The sequence below is a fragment of the Arthrobacter sp. TE26545 genome, from assembly GCF_056279005.1.
Genome location: NZ_JBWBQM010000001.1, coordinates 3,001,178 through 3,018,838, shown reverse-complemented (window position 1 = coordinate 3,018,838; position 17,661 = coordinate 3,001,178). Strand labels below are relative to the sequence as shown.

The 17,661-nt window shown below is 67.4% G+C and carries 12 protein-coding genes and 1 pseudogene; 9 read left to right on the top strand and 4 right to left on the bottom strand.

Translation table 11 applies throughout. The features are described 5' to 3' along the window. Window positions 1-58: 58 nt before the first annotated feature. On the bottom strand, window positions 59-1,501 hold the full coding sequence (locus ACZ9CK_RS13685) for a PucR family transcriptional regulator (RefSeq protein WP_426299333.1): 1,443 nt from the start codon (window positions 1,499-1,501) through the stop codon (window positions 59-61). Between the two features lie 196 nt (window positions 1,502-1,697). Between ACZ9CK_RS13685 and ACZ9CK_RS13680 the strand changes: the two genes are divergently transcribed. Both ACZ9CK_RS13680 and gabT read left to right on the top strand, forming a co-directional pair. Beyond that, the gene (locus ACZ9CK_RS13680) at window positions 1,698-3,128 is read left to right on the top strand and encodes a gamma-aminobutyraldehyde dehydrogenase (RefSeq protein ID WP_426299331.1); all 1,431 of its coding nucleotides are present in this window, start codon (window positions 1,698-1,700) and stop codon (window positions 3,126-3,128) included. Between the two features lie 41 nt (window positions 3,129-3,169). Beyond that, a complete protein-coding gene (gabT, locus tag ACZ9CK_RS13675) occupies window positions 3,170-4,525 on the top strand; it encodes a 4-aminobutyrate--2-oxoglutarate transaminase (protein ID WP_476050201.1) in 1,356 nt (451 codons plus the stop codon). A gap of 105 nt (window positions 4,526-4,630) precedes the next feature. On the opposite strand, the gene ACZ9CK_RS13670 is transcribed toward gabT, so the two are convergent. Then, window positions 4,631-7,117: a polysaccharide lyase 8 family protein gene (locus ACZ9CK_RS13670; RefSeq protein WP_476050200.1), complete on the bottom strand. Its 2,487-nt coding sequence runs from the start codon at window positions 7,115-7,117 to the stop codon at window positions 4,631-4,633. 184 nt (window positions 7,118-7,301) lie between these two features. Here ACZ9CK_RS13670 and ACZ9CK_RS13665 point away from each other — a divergent pair, with 184 nt between their 5' ends. Continuing rightward, window positions 7,302-8,171, top strand: a complete 870-nt coding sequence (locus tag ACZ9CK_RS13665; RefSeq protein ID WP_476050199.1) for a universal stress protein — start codon at window positions 7,302-7,304, stop codon at window positions 8,169-8,171. On the opposite strand, the gene rarD is transcribed toward ACZ9CK_RS13665, so the two are convergent. Continuing rightward, a complete protein-coding gene (gene rarD, locus ACZ9CK_RS13660; RefSeq protein ID WP_476050907.1) occupies window positions 8,168-9,202 on the bottom strand; it encodes an EamA family transporter RarD in 1,035 nt (344 codons plus the stop codon). The genes ACZ9CK_RS13665 and rarD overlap by 4 nt on opposite strands. A gap of 182 nt (window positions 9,203-9,384) precedes the next feature. On the opposite strand from rarD, the gene ACZ9CK_RS13655 reads away from it, so the two are divergent. The 6 genes from ACZ9CK_RS13655 to ACZ9CK_RS13630 all read left to right on the top strand — a co-directional run bounded on the left by ACZ9CK_RS13655 (window position 9,385) and on the right by ACZ9CK_RS13630 (window position 16,884). Then, a complete protein-coding gene (locus tag ACZ9CK_RS13655; protein WP_426299323.1) occupies window positions 9,385-10,815 on the top strand; it encodes an FAD-dependent oxidoreductase in 1,431 nt (476 codons plus the stop codon). Window positions 10,816-10,880: 65 nt separating this feature from the next. Further along, entirely contained in the window at window positions 10,881-12,260 is a 1,380-nt protein-coding gene (locus ACZ9CK_RS13650) for a GAF domain-containing protein (RefSeq protein ID WP_426299321.1), read from the top strand. Between the two features lie 78 nt (window positions 12,261-12,338). Next, a complete protein-coding gene (gene exaC, locus ACZ9CK_RS13645; protein ID WP_476050198.1) occupies window positions 12,339-13,862 on the top strand; it encodes an acetaldehyde dehydrogenase ExaC in 1,524 nt (507 codons plus the stop codon). Between the two features lie 3 nt (window positions 13,863-13,865). After that, on the top strand, window positions 13,866-14,351 hold the full coding sequence (locus tag ACZ9CK_RS13640) for a DUF779 domain-containing protein (protein ID WP_476050197.1): 486 nt from the start codon (window positions 13,866-13,868) through the stop codon (window positions 14,349-14,351). A 93-nt stretch (window positions 14,352-14,444) separates the two neighbouring features. After that, on the top strand, window positions 14,445-15,206 hold the full coding sequence (locus ACZ9CK_RS13635; RefSeq protein WP_476050196.1) for a hypothetical protein: 762 nt from the start codon (window positions 14,445-14,447) through the stop codon (window positions 15,204-15,206). Window positions 15,207-15,324: 118 nt separating this feature from the next. Beyond that, complete coding sequence (locus ACZ9CK_RS13630; RefSeq protein ID WP_476050195.1) at window positions 15,325-16,884, top strand: amino acid permease; 1,560 nt, start codon at window positions 15,325-15,327, stop codon at window positions 16,882-16,884. Between the two features lie 124 nt (window positions 16,885-17,008). On the opposite strand, the pseudogene ACZ9CK_RS13625 reads toward ACZ9CK_RS13630, so the two are convergent. Then, a pseudogene (locus tag ACZ9CK_RS13625) lies at window positions 17,009-17,645 on the bottom strand (DUF2461 domain-containing protein). Window positions 17,646-17,661: the final 16 nt, after the last annotated feature.

Here is a 17,661-nt window from a genome sequence, read left to right as displayed (position 1 = left end):
GGCGAAGCTCTCCAGGTGGGCAGGCGGGCAGTCGGACGGCGGGCGTGACGGGGGTGCCTTACCGCGGCTGGCGGGCACCGAGCCGCTGCACGGCCAGGGCCAGCCACAGCTGCACGCGGTCCGCGGTCTGCGCGGGGTCATAGCCGCTGAGCTCGGTGATCTGGGCCAGCCGGTACCGCACCGTGTTGCGGTGCAGGGTCAGCGCCTCGGCCACCGCCGCCACCGAACCGTTGTGGTTCAGGTAGCTTTCCAAGGTCGCCACGAGTTCGGAGCCGTGCGCGGCGTCGAACTTCTGCAAGGGAGTGAGGGCTTCGGCAGCCATGTCCGCCAGCGGGACATCTTCGCTGGCCAGCAGCAGGGAGGTGAGGCTGAGCCGTTCGGGTTCGTTGACGGGCAGGCCGTGGGCCACGGCGTCGCGGGCCTCGAAGTAGCTCCAGCGCACGCCGTTCGGTTTCGTGTACGCGCCGCCGATCCCGATCAGCGCGTGGATCCCGGCCTCCAGCAGGTGCTCGCTGAGGTCCTTGGCCAGGGCGCTCGCGGAGGAGCCGTCGTCGGGCACCACCGTCACGAGGTCCTTCCCGACGACGGCGCTCACCGCGCCGTCGAGGGACTGCGGCAGCGAGGTGCTGCCGAGCTGCTTGTGGTGGGCGCTGGAAACCGCCAGCAGCACCACGTTCTTGCGGGTGCTGTTGATCCCGACGCCGGCGAGGCGGCGTGCCGCCTCGATCGTGTCCAGGGTGCCGTGGATGACGTCGTCCAGCACTTGCCCTGCCAGCGCCCGCTGGCTCTGGCGCTGCTTGACCATGTTGTTCAGTTCGACGCTGATGAGGTTTTGCGCGTAGCCCACGATTCCCGTGTCGCCGAAGGGGTGGCGCAGCCAGAGCGTACAGGCGTCGCGGCGGCCGGTGGGGATGGGGTAGGAGGACCAGTTTTCGGTGGTCGGGGCGGGAGCTCCCGGGGCGCTGTTGTAGAGCTGGGCGCTGAACTGCGTGAGCGCGACGTCGGTGCGCAGCATGCTGCCCAGCTGCTTGAGGAGTTCACCGAGACCGCCGCCGGTGAGCAGCGCGCGGGCCAGGATCTGGTGGCCCGCGATGAGCCGTTCCAGCTTGGAGTAATGGTCGGCGGACTGGGAGTCGGCAACCAGCTTGCCGATGGCGATGAACGGGGTTTCGTAGGGGACTTCCACGAGGGGCAGGCCCCAGCGGTTGGCCTCGGCAACCAGCGCCGGCGGGACGGTTTCGTGGCTCAGGCCCGTGCCGAAACCGATGCCAACGGCCCCGGCGCGCTGCGCCTGGCGGACGAAGCGGCGCTGTTCCGTGGCGCCGTTGAGCCGCAGTCCCGTGGTGAGGATGAGTTCGCCGCCGTTGAGAAAGCGCTGCGGATCCTCCAGCTCAGTCACGGCCACCCAGCGGATGTCCGAGTTCCAGGTGGTTTCCGCGAGTCCGGCCTTGCGGAGGTTCAGGGACGGTACGGCCAGCAGGGCGGAGAGGGACATTGCCATGGAAAAAAGGATAGCCCGGCGCTGGTCATTCGCACTAAGAGCCCCTGCGCCAGGTGTGCAGCTGGCTATTCCTTACGGCGTACTGCTGGCATAGGCTCGACTGTGCTGTAGACAACACAGGGCTGCAAATGACACCTGGCTGTGGACAGCACCGTGCTGCCAACAACACCTAGACACCGAAAGAGGGTTGTACACCGTGGTCCAAACCTTGCAGAACTTCATCAACGGGGAGTTCGTCACGCCTGCAGGCACCGAGCTGCTGGACGTCGTGAACCCGACGAACGGCGAAGTGGTCGCAAAGTCGCCCATTTCGGTGTCCGCGGATATCGACGCCGCCATGAATGCAGCCAAGGAAGCATTCACCACGTGGAAGCACGTGACCCCCGGCCAGCGCCAGCTGCTCCTCCTCAAGCTTGCCGACGCCGTCGAGGCCAACAGCGACGAGCTCGTCGAGGCCCAGCACCGCAACACCGGCCAGGTCCGCTCCCTGATCGCCTCCGAGGAAGTCGCCGCAGGCGCGGACCAGCTCCGCTTCTTCGCCGGCGCCGCACGCCTCCTGGAAGGCAAGTCCGCCGGCGAGTACTTCGAGGGCCACACCTCCTACGTCCGCCGCGAACCGATCGGTGTCGTGGCCCAGGTGGCCCCGTGGAACTACCCGTTCCTGATGGCCATCTGGAAGCTCGGCCCGGCCCTGGCCGCGGGCAACACCGTGGTCCTCAAGCCCTCGGACACCACCCCGGAATCCACCCTGGTGCTGGCCCGGCTGATCGGCGGGATCTTCCCGGCCGGCGTCGTCAACGTGGTCCTCGGCAACGCCGCCACCGGCAGCCTGATGACCGAGCACAAGGTGCCTGGCCTGGTCTCCATCACCGGTTCCGTGCGCGCCGGCATCGCCGTCGCCGCGAGCGCAGCGAAGGGCCTCAAGCGGGCCCACCTGGAGCTTGGCGGCAAGGCCCCGGCCATTGTCTTCAAGGACGCCGACATCAAGAAGAGCGCCGCGGCCATTGCCGAGTTCGCCTTCTTCAACGCCGGCCAGGACTGCACGGCCATCACGCGCGTGCTGATCGAGGACTCGGTCCACGACGAGGTCGTCGCAGCCATGGTCGAACACACCAAGACCCTGCAGACCGGTTCGCAGAACGACGAAGACAACTACTTCGGCCCGCTCAACAACGTGAACCACTTCAACGCCGTCAGCTCCGTGGTGGAGCACCTGCCGGCGCACTGCCGGATCGAGACCGGCGGCCACCGTGCGGGTGAGAAGGGCTTCTTCTTCGAGCCCACCATCATCACCGGGGCCCACCAGGACGATGACATTGTCCAGAAGGAAACCTTCGGCCCGGTCATCACGGTCCAGAAGTTCACCACCGAGGCCGAGGCAGTCGAGCTGGCCAACGACGTCGAATACGCCCTGGCCTCCAGCGTCTGGACCACGGACCACGGCACCGCCATGCGCGTCAGCCGCGACCTGGACTTCGGCGCGGTGTGGATCAACACCCACATCCTGCTGACCGCCGAAATGCCGCACGGCGGCTTCAAGCAGTCCGGCTACGGCAAGGACCTCTCCATGTACGGCGTCGAGGACTATACGCGCATCAAGCACGTCATGTCCTCCCTCGACGCCTGAACACCCGAGTCTTACGAGATTCAGCAAAGAAAGAAACACCAATGACTGCAACCGCACCTGAGCTCACCTACCGCCTTGAGCAGAAGCGCAACATCAACGGCGCCTTCCCGGGCCCGAAATCCCAGGAACTGGCCGCCCGCCGCTCCGCCGTCGTCGCCGCCGGCGTCGCTTCCGGCGTCCCGGTCTACGTTGAAGACGCCGACGGCGGCATCATCCGCGACGTCGACGGCAACTCCTTCATCGACCTCGGCTCCGGCATCGCCGTGACGAGCGTCGGCGCATCCGACCCCGCCGTCGTCGCCGCCGTCCAGGAAGCCACCGCGCACTTCACCCACACCTGCTTCATGGTGACCCCGTACGAGGGCTACGTCGCGGTCGCCGAGCAGCTGAACCGCCTCACCCCGGGCGACCACGAGAAGCGCACCGTGCTCTTCAACTCCGGTGCCGAAGCCGTGGAAAACGCCGTCAAGGTGGCCCGCCTGGCCACGGGCCGTGACGCCGTCGTCGCTTTCGACCACGCCTACCACGGCCGCACCAACCTGACCATGGCGCTGACCGCCAAGGCCATGCCGTACAAGACCAACTTCGGCCCGTTCGCGCCCGAGGTCTACCGCATGCCGATGAGCTACCCGTTCCGCGAGGAAAACCCGGAGATTACCGGCGCCGAGGCCGCAAAGCGTGCCATCCTCGCCATCGAGAAGCAGATCGGCGGGGACCAGGTTGCCGCGATCATCATCGAACCGATCCAGGGCGAGGGCGGCTTCATCGTCCCGGCCGAAGGTTTCCTCCCGGCACTGGCTGCCTGGGCCAAGGAAAAGGGCATCGTCTTCATCGCCGACGAAGTCCAGTCCGGCTTCTGCCGCACCGGTGAATGGTTCGCCGTGAACCACGAAGGTGTTGTCCCGGACATCATCACCATGGCCAAGGGCATCGCCGGCGGCATGCCGCTGTCCGCGATCACCGGCCGCGCCGACCTGCTCGACGCCGTCCACCCGGGCGGCCTCGGCGGCACCTACGGCGGCAACCCGGTTGCCTGTGCTGCAGCGCTTGCTGCCATCGGCACCATGGAGCAGTACGACCTCAATGCCCGTGCCCGCCACATCGAAGAGCTCGCCCTCGGCAAGCTGCGTGAACTCGCTTCGGAAGTCTCCGTGGTCGGCGACGTCCGCGGCCGCGGCGCCATGCTTGCCATCGAACTCGTACAGCCCGGTTCCAAGGAACCGAACCCGGAGCTCACCAAGACCGTTGCCGCCGCCTGCCTCGCCGAGGGTGTCATCATCCTCACCTGCGGCACCTACGGCAACGTCATCCGCCTGCTCCCGGCGCTGGTCATCAGCGACGACGTGCTGCTGGACGGCCTCGAGGTCCTGGCCAAGGCCATCAAGGCCAACGCCTAGTCCCCACCAATGCCTCCAGACGGACAAAGACGTCTGGCCTCGCAAAAGAGCGGACACAGCGATCCTGTGTCCGCTCTTTGCGTTAACGCCCCCGGGCGCGAGGCCTCAGCGGGAGAGGACCACCCGCTTGGCGTGGCCGTGCCCGTCGAGGCCGAACTCCAGGGTCAACGGCGAGGTGCTGAGCAGCGTGACGCCGGGATCGGATTCGACGACGGCGTTGGCGGCCACGCCGTCCAGCGTCACCTGGGCGGGGGACTGGGTGCGGCTCGGGTCCGAGAGCGCCACCGTCACCCTGTCCTTCTCCTGATGCACCGCCAGGGAGCAGGGACCACTGCTGGTGACGCCCTGGACTGGCTGCCCGGCCGCGGTGGCAGCGAAGAAGTTCGCGAGCAGCAGCCCTTGGCTGCCGTCCCGGATCATCTGCGCGACGGCGTTGTTGGCCAGCACCTCGATGGTCGGCTCATCCGATTCGGTAAAGGTCACGGAGTGTTCCGCGCCCGGGAAGGCAACGTAGGCGTAGCCGCCGCCCTGCGGGTTGGTTCCGTGGTGGTGGGTGATGGTCACGTAGTCTCGGGTCTTCACCTCGTCGCTGCCGCCAGTGTCCGAACCGGAGTTGATGGTCTTCCAGTCACCCGTGCGCCGGATGACCTGCACGCCGATGTCTCCGCTGACGTTCTCCCCGGGCAGGAAGACGTAGCCGCCGTGCCCCATGATGTGGACGTTGCGCTTGGCCTTGACGGCGGCGCTGCCGGCAGCCAGGACGCGGTTCCGGCTGTCGGTGCGGATCTCCGGCACGGTGCCGGGCGCGAAGGAGCGGTTGTCCACGGTGGTGAAGACCTCGTGGCCGGAGGCCGAGGTGATTCCTGCGCCGAGGCACACCACTTTGTCGTCCAGGAAGAACCAGGACTTCCGGGCGCCCAGGGTCTTGTTGAAGTTCAGGTGGTCCATGCCCTGGATACCCCAGCGTCCGTCAAGGTCCAGGCCGCCGGCGAAAGCCTGGAACGCCCGGGGGATGCCGGTGCCGTTCGCGGCGCCGCTGACGCGCGGTTCCGCCGTCACGGTGGTGCCGGGCAGGCGGTAGGGGTCCACGGTGGGCCAGAAGTCGGCGCTGTACTGGTCCGGGGCCGCGGGGATGTAGTAGAAAGTCATGCCGTCGCCCTGGTACCAGCCGAGGTTGTTTTCGAAGTTCCCCCACTCGTAGCGGCCGATCCGCTTCGAGGAGATGTTCACTACCGAGCTGAAAGCGGGGCGATGGTGCACCAGCCGGTCCTGGTCTCCGAAGGCTTTGGTGTAGAGGGGTGCTGGAGCGGCGGCGACGGCGGTATCTGCCAGCGCGGACGTCACCAGGAGCGATTTGGCGATGCTCTGGCCCGGCAGCCCGTAGAGGGTGAGGCTGGCGCGCTGCAGCCAGCCTTTGACGAGCGCAAGGTACCGGCCGCGGTATGGTTCGCCGGCGCCCGGGGCGAGCAGCAGGATGGCCGTGAGGGCTGCAGCGCCGTCCACGTAGTCGGGGTTTTTCTGCCGGGACACGGCCCTGCCCCGCACGGCGTCCATCATCCGGCCGTTCCAGATGAACGGGGCGTAGGAGGCTTCCACGGCGTCAAGGACCACGGACTTCTTCGGGTCGGTGACGTCCCAGCCGCTGCCGCCCAGCAGCCCCAGGATCTCGGCGATGCCGCCGAGGGTCACCACGCCGTAGGTGCCCACGTAGGGAAGGTAGCTGTGTTGGACGAAGGAGCCGTCCGTGTAGAAGCCGTCGCCGCTGGTGACGTAGCCGAACACGCTGTTCCGACCGCCGCCCACCGTGTCGCTCAGGGCATCGCGGGCCAGGGCGATCTCGTCGGGGCGTCCGTCCAGGATGCCGCGCAGGGCGCAGGAGAGGGCCTTGTCGGTCCGGTTGGCCCCGGTCTCGGCGAAACCCGTGCCGCGCCCGCGCCAGTTGGGGTCCGTGGTGAAGTAGCGGGCGGCGGCCATCAGGGAGGTCCGCAGCTCCCCGGGGACCAGGTCATGCAGAAGGACCAGGATGTCCGCGGCCCTGCGCGGCACCCCGATCTCCCAGAACCACCAGTTGCCGGCGGGGCGCATCCCGGCCTTGTAGGCCGTGGTGCTCAGGTAGGACAGGGCTGAAACCAGGTCCTCAGCGAGGGTGGTGTCGCCGTGCTGCTCCGAGCCCGCCGTGCTGTAGGCCAGGGCGAGCTCGTAGATCCGGTTGAAGCTCACACCCATGTTTCCCGTGGCATCGGCGGCGCTTCCGATCCCGGCCAGCGGGAGGTCGGCCCAGAGGCCCGAGGTGCCGCTGGGCGTGATCATGGACTTCCAGGTGGCCGCGGCGCTTCCGCTCATGGCCTTCAGTGCCTCCGCGAGCTCCGGAACGGCGGCGGCGCTACCGTCGCCGGCCAGCATGAGGCGACGGCGGGCGATGAGATCCGCGAGCGGGTCCTCGCTCGCTACGGCGGCGGCCGGTGCGGTGCCGGCGAACACTGCCGCGGCTCCCATGAGTGTCAGAAGGGTGCGGCGGTTCAGTTCAAACGGGGACAGGTCGAAGGGGGACAACGGCGCCTCCAGGTCGTGGGGAAGGGTGATCGGAGTCACGCTATGTCCGGAATCTGTGCGCTCTCAATGCAAATGAACAAAAGTGCTCAGCGTTGTTCGGGTGCCGGGCCGGGCCTAGGGGGCGGCACCGGGCAGGCGGCGATACTGGGCAGCGGCCGGCGGAAACCGTAGAGTTCACACTACGGAACTGCCGTTGCTGAGCTACCCAAAGAGGGGTAATTACATGCGATACGTCGTTGGTTATTCGTCCAAGGAGCGCGGCGCGGACGCCGTTGCCCTTGCCGCCTCCCTGGCCCGGGCCCAGGACGCTTCCCTGGACATCGTCCACGTGGTGGATCCGCACACTCCCTACGCGGGGCTCTATCCCGAAGGCGCCGCCGCGACCCCGGCCGAACAAGCCATCCTCAGTGCGGAGCGGGACAGCCTGGCCTTGGTGCCCGACGGCGTCGGGGCCGCTTTCCGACCCGTCCCCGCCGAATCATTCGCCGCCGGCCTGATCGAAGCCGCCGGCGACGACGCCGGGCTGATCGTGGTGGGTGCTGCCAGCAATGGACTGTTCAAGCGTTTCACCGTGGGCAGCGTGGCCAACGCCCTCCTGCACGCCTCGCCGGTACCCGTGGCCCTCGCGCCGCGCGGCTATAACCGCACCGAGCCTGTCACCCGGTTCACTTTGGCGACCGGGCAGCGGGCCGGTGCGGACGCCGCCATCGGCACCGCCATCGGTGCGGCCAACCGGCGCGGCGTGCCGCTGCGCCTGGTTTCCCTCGTGACGCTCGACGCCGGCCCCGACGAGAGCGGCGAAGCCACCAACGCGGCCCACCGCCACGCCAACACCGTCCTCAGCGACGCCGCCGCCCGCCTGCCCGAAGGCCATGATGTGAGTGTCGCCGTCGCGCACGGACGCAACATCGAAGAAGCCATCGACAGCCTGGAATGGCTGGAAGGCGAAGTGCTGATCATCGGTTCGTCACGGCTGGGCGAGAAGAACAAACTGTTTATCGGCAGCACCGCGAACAAGATCCTCCGCGCGCTGCCGGTGCCCATGGTGGTGGTTCCGCGCGATTACGAGCGCGTGGATTCGATGCCCATTTAGGCGTTCCGGGCCTGCTTGCGGAAAGCGGCGTTCTTGCGTGCGTTGCGGAACATGTCCGCCGTGAGCAGGGCCAGCGCAAACCACACGATGCCGAAGCCGATCCAACGCTCCGTGGTCATGGTTTCGTGCAGCACCGCCAGGGCAACGATGAACTGGAGCAGCGGTGCGAAGTACTGCAGCATGCCGATGGTCGTCAGCGGCAGCCGGCTGGCCGAGGCGCCGAAGAACACCAGCGGCACTGCGGTTATCACGCCGGAGGAGAGCAGCAGCCAGAAATGTCCGGCCCCGTGGCTGCCGAGGGTGGCGCTTCCGCCCAGGCCCAGGAGCAGCATGGTGGCCGCGGCAAACGGGGCAAGCACCACGGTTTCCACCGTGAGGCTGGTGATGGCGTTCAGGCGCGGCCCCACCCGCTTCTTGACGAAGCCGTACAGCCCGAAGCTGAACGCCAGGACCAGGGCGATCCAGGGCAGCTTGCCGTAGGAGACGGTCAGGACGGCGACGGCGGCGAAGCCGGTACCGACGGCGGCCCACTGCAGCGGGCGGAGGGTTTCCTTCAGGACGAAGACGCCCAGGAGCACGGAGACCAGGGGATTGATGAAGTAGCCCAGCGATGCCTCGACTGCCTGCCCGGTGGTGATCCCGTAGGTATAGGTGAGCCAGTTGACGGCGATGAGCAGCGCCGCCACTGCCAGGGGCACGAAGATGGTGCGGTCCTTGAACGCCTTGGCCAGTTGGCCCCAGTTCCGGGTGACGGCGATGAGTGCGCCACAGAACAGCAGTGACCAGACCACGCGGTTGGCCACGATCTCCACCGCGCCGGCAGGCTGCAGCAGTATGAAGTAGAGCGGCAGCAGCCCCCACAAGCCGTAGGCGCCGATGCCGTACAGGATGCCCGTCGTCGTCTCGCTTCTCGCTGCCTTCGCCGCGCCGGCAGGTTCCACGGCAGGAACGCCCGTGGCGGGAGCCTCCGGCGACAGGGCGTTGGCGGGCAGGGCGGCTGGGGCTTGTTCGGGCGTAGGCACAGAACCAATAACATCACGTCCTTGGGGGCTATTCCTGAACGGCCGGTCGGAAGGCTGTCTGGAACCCCGACCGGGTGCGTGGCGCTTCGTGTCACGGAGCTTCGCGTACGGGCTTTCGCGCGGGTGGCGGGGATTAGACTGGGGCCCTGCACGCCATTGTTGCAGGGGTTTCGTCTGACGGAGGGTCCACGGTGTCCAACTCGGAAAACAGCTCCACTCGTCCATTGCGCGTCGCCATCATCGGCGCGGGACCGGCCGGCGTCTACGCCGCGGACATCCTGAGCAAATCGAGCGAAGTCAAGGACGGACACCTCGAAGTCAGCATCGACCTCTTCGAGGCGTACCCCGCCCCGTATGGGCTGATCCGCTACGGCGTGGCCCCGGACCATCCCCGCATCAAGGGCATCGTCAACGCCCTGCACAAAGTGCTGGACCGCGGCGACATCCGCTTCTTCGGCAACGTCACCTACGGCCGGGACCTCACCCTGCACGACTTCCGCTCCTTCTACGACGCCGTCATTTTCTCCACCGGCGCCATCAAGGACGCGGCCCTGGACATCCCGGGCATCGAACTGGAGGGCTCCTACGGCGGCGCCGACTTCGTCTCCTGGTACGACGGCCACCCGGACGTGCCCCGGGAATGGCCTCTGGACGCGAAGGAAATCGCGGTCATCGGCAACGGGAACGTGGCCCTGGACGTGGCCCGCATGCTGTCCAAGCACGCCGATGACCTCCTGGTCACCGAAATCCCGGACAATGTCTACGCGGGCCTGAAGAACTCCCCTGTCACCGACGTGCACGTCTTCGGCCGCCGCGGCCCGGCCCAGGTGAAGTTCACCCCGCTCGAGCTGCGCGAACTGTCCCACGCCAACGACGTCGACATCGTGCTCTACCCGGAGGACTTCGAGTTCGACGAAGCCTCGGACGAGGCCATCCGCAGCAACAACCAGATCAAAACCATGGTGAACACGCTCACCAACTGGCTGGTGGAAGAGCACGCCGAGTCCGAGCAGCCCTCCTCCCGCCGCCTGCACCTGCACTTCCTGCACAGCCCGGTGGAGATCGTTTCGGAGAACGGCTCCGGGAAGGTTTCCAGGATCAAGTTCGAACGGATGCAGCTGGACGGCACCGGAAACGTCAAAGGCACCGGCGAATTCGTCGACTACCCCGTGCAGGCCGTGTACCGCGCCATCGGCTACCACGGCTCGGCGCTGGATGAGCTGGAGTACGACGCCCGCCGCGGCGTCATTCCGAACGACGGCGGACGTGTCCTGGGTGCCGACGGCAAGCCGGTGCCGGGCGTCTACACCACAGGCTGGATCAAGCGCGGCCCCGTGGGCCTGATCGGCCACACCAAGGGCGATGCGCTGGAGACCATCGGCTTCCTGCTTGAGGACAGGCTTTCCCTGCCGCCGGCTGAGACACCGGATCCCCAGGCGATCGTGGACCTGCTGGAGGAACGCGGCATCGAATACACCACGTGGGAAGGCTGGAACCGGCTGGACGCGCACGAGGCCGCGCTCGGCACCCAGTGGACCGCGGACAACCCGGACCGCGGGATCGAACGCGAACGCGTGAAGGTCGTCCCCCGCGAGGACATGATCCGCATCTCGCGCGGCTGACTCCTTCCGGCTAAGCTTTCCGGACGGGCTTTCCAGCCGGAACGGCGCCTGCCAGTGGGAGATCGATGAAGAACCCCGTCCACTCCGCAGCCCACGGGAACGAACCGCGTGGGCTGGTGCAGCGGCACGCCCGGACGGGGCACGAGCACCTGGCAGCCGGCAGCTTTTCCCTTCCCGACGACGCGGTGCTGCCGGGCCTGCGGCCGCTCGTCCGGGAGTCGTGGCAACGTTCGGCCGCACTGCAGGCCAACCCGGATACCGCCGCGGCGCCTCTGGCGATGGACGTTGACCAGCTGGAGGACTACCGCCGCGGGCACCCGCTGGCCGCCGTCATGCCGGTGATCCGCAAGCTGCTGGTCCAGCCCGGCCAGGACAGCGGACTGGTGGTCGCCGTGGGCGACGGCCTCGGCCGCTTGCTGTGGGTGGACGGAGACCCGGCCCTCCAACGCAGGGCCGAAAGCATGTTGTTCGTCGCGGGCGCCGACTGGTCCGAGGCGTCCGTGGGAACCAGCGCCCCCGGCACGGCGCTGGCACTGGGGCGCAGCATCCAGATCTCAGGCGCGGAACACTACAAACGTGCGGTCCACCCTTGGAGCTGCACGGCCGTGCCCTTCCATGACCCGGACACCGGTGCGCTGCTGGGCGTCGTGGACATCACCGGTTCGGAGACCGCTGTCGCCCCGCACACGCTGTCCCTCGTCGAGGCCACCGTCGCGGCCGCGCAGGCGCACCTTCGGATCGAACGGCTGCAGCGGGCGAGGGACGGCGTCCGCCAGAAGGCGCCGGCACCTGAGGGAAACCAGGCAGCCGCGCGGCAGGCGGCCGTGCGGAAGGACCCGGACCCGCTTTATCGCAACAGCCTCCAACTCCTCGGCCGCGAGCACGCCCTGCTCAGCATCGCGGGCCGCACGGTCCGGCTTTCCGGCCGGCACAGCGAGATCCTTGCCCTGCTGAGCCTGCACCCGGAGGGGCTCAGCGCGGACGAACTCTGCGCCCGGCTCTATCCCGGAGACGGCTCGCCCGTCACGCTCAGGGCCGAGATGGTGCGGCTTCGCAAGATCCTGCAGGAGCTGAGCCCCGATGCCGTGCCGGGTTCCCGCCCGTACCGCCTGCCGGTCGAGCTGTTCCCGGACTCAGGCCAGGTCCTGGGCTGCCTGCAGCGCGGGGCGCACCGGATCGCCCTGGAGATCTACCGCGGCGCCGTGCTGCCGCGCTCGGAGGCGCCCGGCGTCGTCGAACTCCGGCAGCGCGTCTCCACCCTCCTCCGGGAGGCGGTGCTCACGGACGGCAGCGCGGATTCCCTCCTCAAGTACGCGGCCCTGCCCGAGGCAGCGGACGACGCCGGGGTGCGGCTTGCCGCGCTCAAGCTGCTGCCGCCGCGCTCGCCCAGGCGGGCCGCCGTCGTCGCCGAACTGGAACGGATCGACAGCGAACTGTCGGCCTGACCCCGCAACCTGCTTGCAACCTCCCCGCTCCTACGCTGAAGGCGCAGTCAACCACCATGCGCAGCAAAGGAGCTAGCAATGGCAATCTACGCACAGCCCGGCACCGAGGGATCGAAGGTCACGTTCAAGGACCGCTACGAAAACTGGATCGGCGGCGAGTGGGTGGCCCCGGTCAAAGGGCAGTACTTCGAAAACATCACCCCGGTGACGGGCAAGGCGTTCTGCGAGGTGGCCAGGGGCACCGCGGAGGACATCGAACTGGCATTGGATGCCGCGCACAAGGCCGCACCGTCCTGGGGCAGGACCTCCGCAACGGAGCGAGCGTCCGTCCTGAACAGGATCGCGGACCGCATCGATGACAACGTCGAACTGCTGGCCGTGGCCGAGACCTGGGACAACGGCAAAGCTGTCCGGGAAACCCTGAACGCGGACATCCCGCTGGCCGCGGACCACTTCCGCTACTTCGCTGCCGCCATCCGCGCGCAGGAAGGCCACCTCTCCCAGCTCGACGACGACACCACCGCCTACCACTTCCACGAACCGCTCGGCGTGGTGGGCCAGATCATCCCGTGGAACTTCCCGATCCTGATGGCCGTCTGGAAGCTCGCCCCGGCGCTCGCCGCCGGCAACACTGTTGTCCTCAAGCCCGCCGAGCAGACCCCGGCATCCATCCTGGTCCTGATCGAACTCCTCGCGGACCTGCTTCCCGCCGGCGTCGTGAACGTCGTCAACGGCTTCGGCGTGGAGGCCGGCAAGCCGCTCGCGTCCAGCCCCCGGATCCGCAAGATCGCCTTCACAGGCGAGACCACCACGGGCCGGCTCATCAGCCAGTACGCCGCCAACAACCTGATCCCGGTCACCCTGGAGCTCGGCGGCAAGAGCCCCAACATCTTCTTCGAGGACGTCGCGGCGCAGAACGACGCCTTCTACGACAAAGCCCAGGAAGGCTTCACCCTGTTCGCCTTCAATCAGGGCGAAGTCTGCACCTGTCCCTCGCGCGCCCTGGTGCAGGAGGGGATCTACGACTCCTTCATGGCCGATGCCGTGGCCCGGACCAACAGGATCATCCAGGGCAACCCGCTGGACACCGACACCCAGATCGGCGCCCAGGCCTCCAACGACCAGCTGGAGAAGATCCTCTCTTACATCGACATCGGCAAGCAGGAAGGCGCCAAGGTGCTCACGGGCGGTGCCAGGGCCGAGCTTCCCGGGGACCTGGCAGCCGGCTACTACGTGCAGCCGACCATTTTCGAAGGCCACAACAGGATGCGGATCTTCCAGGAAGAGATCTTCGGCCCGGTGGTTTCCGTGACCCGCTTCAGCGACTACAACGACGCCATCGGTATCGCCAACGACACCCTGTACGGCCTTGGCGCCGGCGTCTGGTCCCGCAACGGCAACGTCGCGTACCGGGCGGGCCGGGAAATCCAGGCCGGCCGGGTCTGGGTGAACAACTACCACGCTTACCCGGCAGGCGCCGCGTTCGGTGGCTACAAGTCCTCGGGCATCGGACGCGAAAACCACGCGATGATGCTCGAGCACTACCAGCAGACCAAGAACCTGCTGGTCAGCTACGACGAAAACAAGCTGGGATTCTTCTAGGTCATGTCCCAGGCACTTGAGGCCGCCGTGACGCTGCCTGGGGAGGACTTCTCCCGGGTGGCGCTCACGGCGCCTGCCCTTGACCTGCTGCGCGAACTCCGGCGTCGGCACGGCCCCCTGATGTTCCACCAGTCCGGAGGCTGCTGCGACGGTTCCTCGCCCATGTGCTACCCGGCCGGGGAATTCAACACCGGGGATTCCGATGTGCTGCTGGGCGTCTTCGAGATCGACGGCGGCGCGAGCGGCCTGTCCGGCGACGGCGCGGGCGGCCTGTCCGACGGCGGATCCGGCGGCGTCGGGGATGCGCCCGGCGGCGGCTGGTCGCTGGAATTCTGGATGTCCCGGGAGCAGTTCTCCTACTGGTCGCATACTCACCTGACGGTGGATGTGGTGGACGGCCGGGGCAGCGGATTCTCCGTCGAGGCACCTGAAGGGAAGCGGTTCCTGATCCGCTCAAAACTCATGGATTGGCCGGTGCCCGGGCCGTAGCATGACACGCCGGAAGACGGTGGCGTCACCCTCGGCGACTAGACTGGGCTGTTCCAATCCGCGAATTTGAGGGGAATCATGTCCAATGTCGGCGTGACAGGAACGCCAGCACCTGAATCAGCCACCGGGGGAGGCGTCCCAAAGCGCCGCGGCCGCAGGGCGGCCGAAGGAGGGACAAACCCTGGCGCGGCCTGGTTCCGTGCCTGCGCTGCGGTGCGTGCCAACGCTGCCGTTGGAGTGCCGGTACTGGCCGTCACGGCGGCAGCAGGAATCGCCCTCGCGGCACAGGCCGGCGCTTTCGAGGGGTGGATAGGGAAGACCGGGCCGGCCGCCGTCGCTGGCGCCGGGCAGTCGGCGGACGCGGAACACAGCCGCGCCCTTCCCGAACCCAGCCGCTCCGGAAAGGCCGGGGACACTTCGGCCGGCAAGCCGGGAGCGAAGGAGCCCGGATCGGGAACCGACAGCAAGACCCGTGCAAGCGAGCCCCCGGTACCTGCCGGGGCCGTTCCGCAGGACGGATCGCCCGTGACGGCTGGAAACCTGCCGGCAGGAGCAGGTCAGGAAGCCGTCCAGCCTGCGCCGCCGGAGCCCGTGCAGCTCCCGGCACCAGCAGATGGCTCGAATGCCGCGGGAAGCACATCGGACGGCACCGAACCGGAGGAAATGTCAGCCGGGGACGCGGGCGCGGCCGAAACCGCAGATTCAGGGACTGCGCCGGCCCCGGCGCCGAGCACTGCTACCGCGCCGAGCACAGCAACAGAGCCGTCCGACGTGCCTTCCCTGATCTCTTCCGTGCTCGGCGCGAGCACGGGAACGAAGGTGCTGGTCGTTGGGGGCGGCCTGCTCGGCAGGTGATCCGCAAGCGCGACACGCCGCAGTTGTCTCACTATGCGGGACAAAAGTGGAGGTCCACTGTATGGACACTACTCTTGATGAGTCTGTTTCACGTACCCGTCAAGATTGTGGACTTCCTATGAACCTCTTCCGGACCAAGTCGATCGAGCAGTCCATTGCGGACGCCGATGAACCCGGACGCAAACTGAAGCGCTCCCTCAGCACCTGGGACCTGATGATCATGGGCGTCGCCGTTGCTGTCGGCGCCGGCATCTTCTCGGTAGGTGCCAAGGCCGCGGCAAACTTCGCTGGCCCCGCGGTGACCATCTCCTTCGCGGTTGCCGCCGTCACCTGCGCGCTGGCCATCATGTGCTACGCGGAATTCGCCACCGCCATCCCGGTTGCGGGTTCTGCCTACGTCTTCACCTACGCCACCATGGGCGAGGTCCTGGCCTGGATCATCGGCTGGAACCTGATCCTCGAGCTCTTTACGGCCGCAGCGGTCATCGCCAAGTACTGGGGCATCTACCTCAGCAAGGTGTTCGGCCTCATGGGCGTGGACATGCCGCCCGCGCTCAACATCGGCGGGGTGGACCTGTACTGGGGTGCCTTCCTCATCGTGGCCGTATTCACGGTGCTGCTGGTCCTTGGAACCAAGTTGTCCGCCCGCGTGGGCAACATCTTCACCCTGATCAAGATCGGTGTGGTGCTCTTCGTCATTGTCGTCGGGTTCACCTACGTGAAGGTCGCCAACTACACGCCGTTCATTCCCGAATCCGTTCCGACAGCGGGAAGCGGCGGCACCGACGTGCTGAAGCAGTCCTTCTTCGGCTTCCTCACCGGGGCCGTTCCCGCCCAGTACGGCACCCTCGGAATCTTCGCCGGTGCGGCACTGGTGTTCTTCGCCTTCATCGGCTTCGACGTGGTGGCAACCTCTGCCGAAGAGGTCAAGAACCCGCAGAAGACCCTCCCGCGCGGCATCTTCGGCGGCCTCGCCCTAGTGACCCTGCTCTACATCCTCGTTTCCCTGGCCCTGACCGGCATGGTGCCTTACACCCAGCTTGCCGAGGCCAAGAGCCCCACTCTTACCACGGCGTTCGAAGCCGTCGGCAACACGGACGCGGCCAAGGTGATCGCCTTCGGCTCCCTCATCGGGCTCACCACGGTGATCATGGTGCTGCTCATGGGACTGGCCCGCGTGGTCCTGGCAATGAGCCGCGACGGCCTGCTCCCGCGCGCCCTGTCCCGCACCAGCGACAAGCACGCGACCCCCGCACGGCTCCAGATCATCTGCGGTAGCGCCGTCGCCCTCGTGGCAGGCCTGACCAACGTTGACCTGCTGGAGGAAATGATCAACATCGGAACCCTCTCCGCGTTCGTCATGGTGAGCCTGGGCATCCTGGTGCTGCGCAAGAAGCGTCCGGACCTGAAGCCGGCCTTCCGCGTGCCGTTCGGCAAGGTGCTCCCGGTTGTCTCGGCGGTCCTCTGCCTGTACCTGATGACCAACCTCGCGGTGGAGACCTGGATCTTCTTCGCGATCTGGCTGGTCATCGGCATCGCGATCTACTTCGCCTACGGCCAGCGCCACTCGCGCCTCAACGAGAAGTTCGCCGAGGCCCGCGCCGCGGTGTCCGGAGGCTCCGTGGCAGGCAACAGCACGGTGTCCGGCGACGAAGAGGACGACCTCAGCAAGGTCTGAGCCTGCGCCGCCCGCTGACAGCGAAACGCAAACAACGAAACGCAAACTGCGAAACGCAAACAATACGATGGCCGCCTGGAACCACGGTTCCGGGCGGCCATCGCCGTCCCCGGGTAGCTCCGGATCAGGGCGCGGCGTGCTCAGAGACCCAGTCCACCAGGGGCCGCAGCACTTCCCACCGGCGTGCGATCTCCCCGGCCGCCGCAGGGGTGGAAAGCCAAGCGGGTTCACCGAGTTCAAGCCCGGCGGACAAGGACTTGTGCTTCAGCAGTTCGGCCCGCGGATGGTCCTTGTCGAAGCCGCGGGGTACTGTCTTGAGCTTCTCGCCGCCGATGGAATACCCGGCGTCGGCGATCTGCGAGACGATACCCTCCAGTTCCTCCCCGCTGGCCGGGGCGGCCACGGACTCGCGGTAGCGGGCCAAGCTGTGCGGGGCTGTACGAATGGCAGCCGCCACCCAGCAGGAGGCCGTCTGCGGCCAGGTGGAGATAGAAGCCCAGGCCTTCCTGTTCCGCCGCGAAGGCGCCCTGGGCCGTCTTGTAGGGTGACTTGTCCTGCGAAAAGCGGACGTCCCGGTACGGGCGGAAGATCTTGGCCGGCCCGAACTGCGGCTCCAACTGCTCGAGGAGCGCGGTGAGCGGCTCCTTCACCGCGGCGTCGTAAACGTCCTTGTGTTCCAACCACCACTCGCGGTTGTTGTTCTGCTCAAGTTCGGCATAGAAGCGGAACGCCTCCGGCGGAATGCCCTGAAATGTGTTCATGCAAGGAATCCTAGGG

Bases quoted from the DNA above. Each gene is read 5' to 3' on its own strand.
- gabT (WP_476050201.1), top strand. From the start codon at position 3,170: ATGACTGCAACCGCACCTGAGCTCACCTACCGCCTTGAGCAGAAGCGC.
- ACZ9CK_RS13630 (WP_476050195.1), top strand. From the start codon at position 15,325: ATGAACCTCTTCCGGACCAAGTCGATCGAGCAGTCCATTGCGGACGCC.
- ACZ9CK_RS13685 (WP_426299333.1), bottom strand. From the start codon at position 1,501: ATGGCAATGTCCCTCTCCGCCCTGCTGGCCGTACCGTCCCTGAACCTC.
- exaC (WP_476050198.1), top strand. From the start codon at position 12,339: ATGGCAATCTACGCACAGCCCGGCACCGAGGGATCGAAGGTCACGTTC.
- ACZ9CK_RS13640 (WP_476050197.1), top strand. From the start codon at position 13,866: ATGTCCCAGGCACTTGAGGCCGCCGTGACGCTGCCTGGGGAGGACTTC.
- ACZ9CK_RS13665 (WP_476050199.1), top strand. From the start codon at position 7,302: ATGCGATACGTCGTTGGTTATTCGTCCAAGGAGCGCGGCGCGGACGCC.
- ACZ9CK_RS13650 (WP_426299321.1), top strand. From the start codon at position 10,881: ATGAAGAACCCCGTCCACTCCGCAGCCCACGGGAACGAACCGCGTGGG.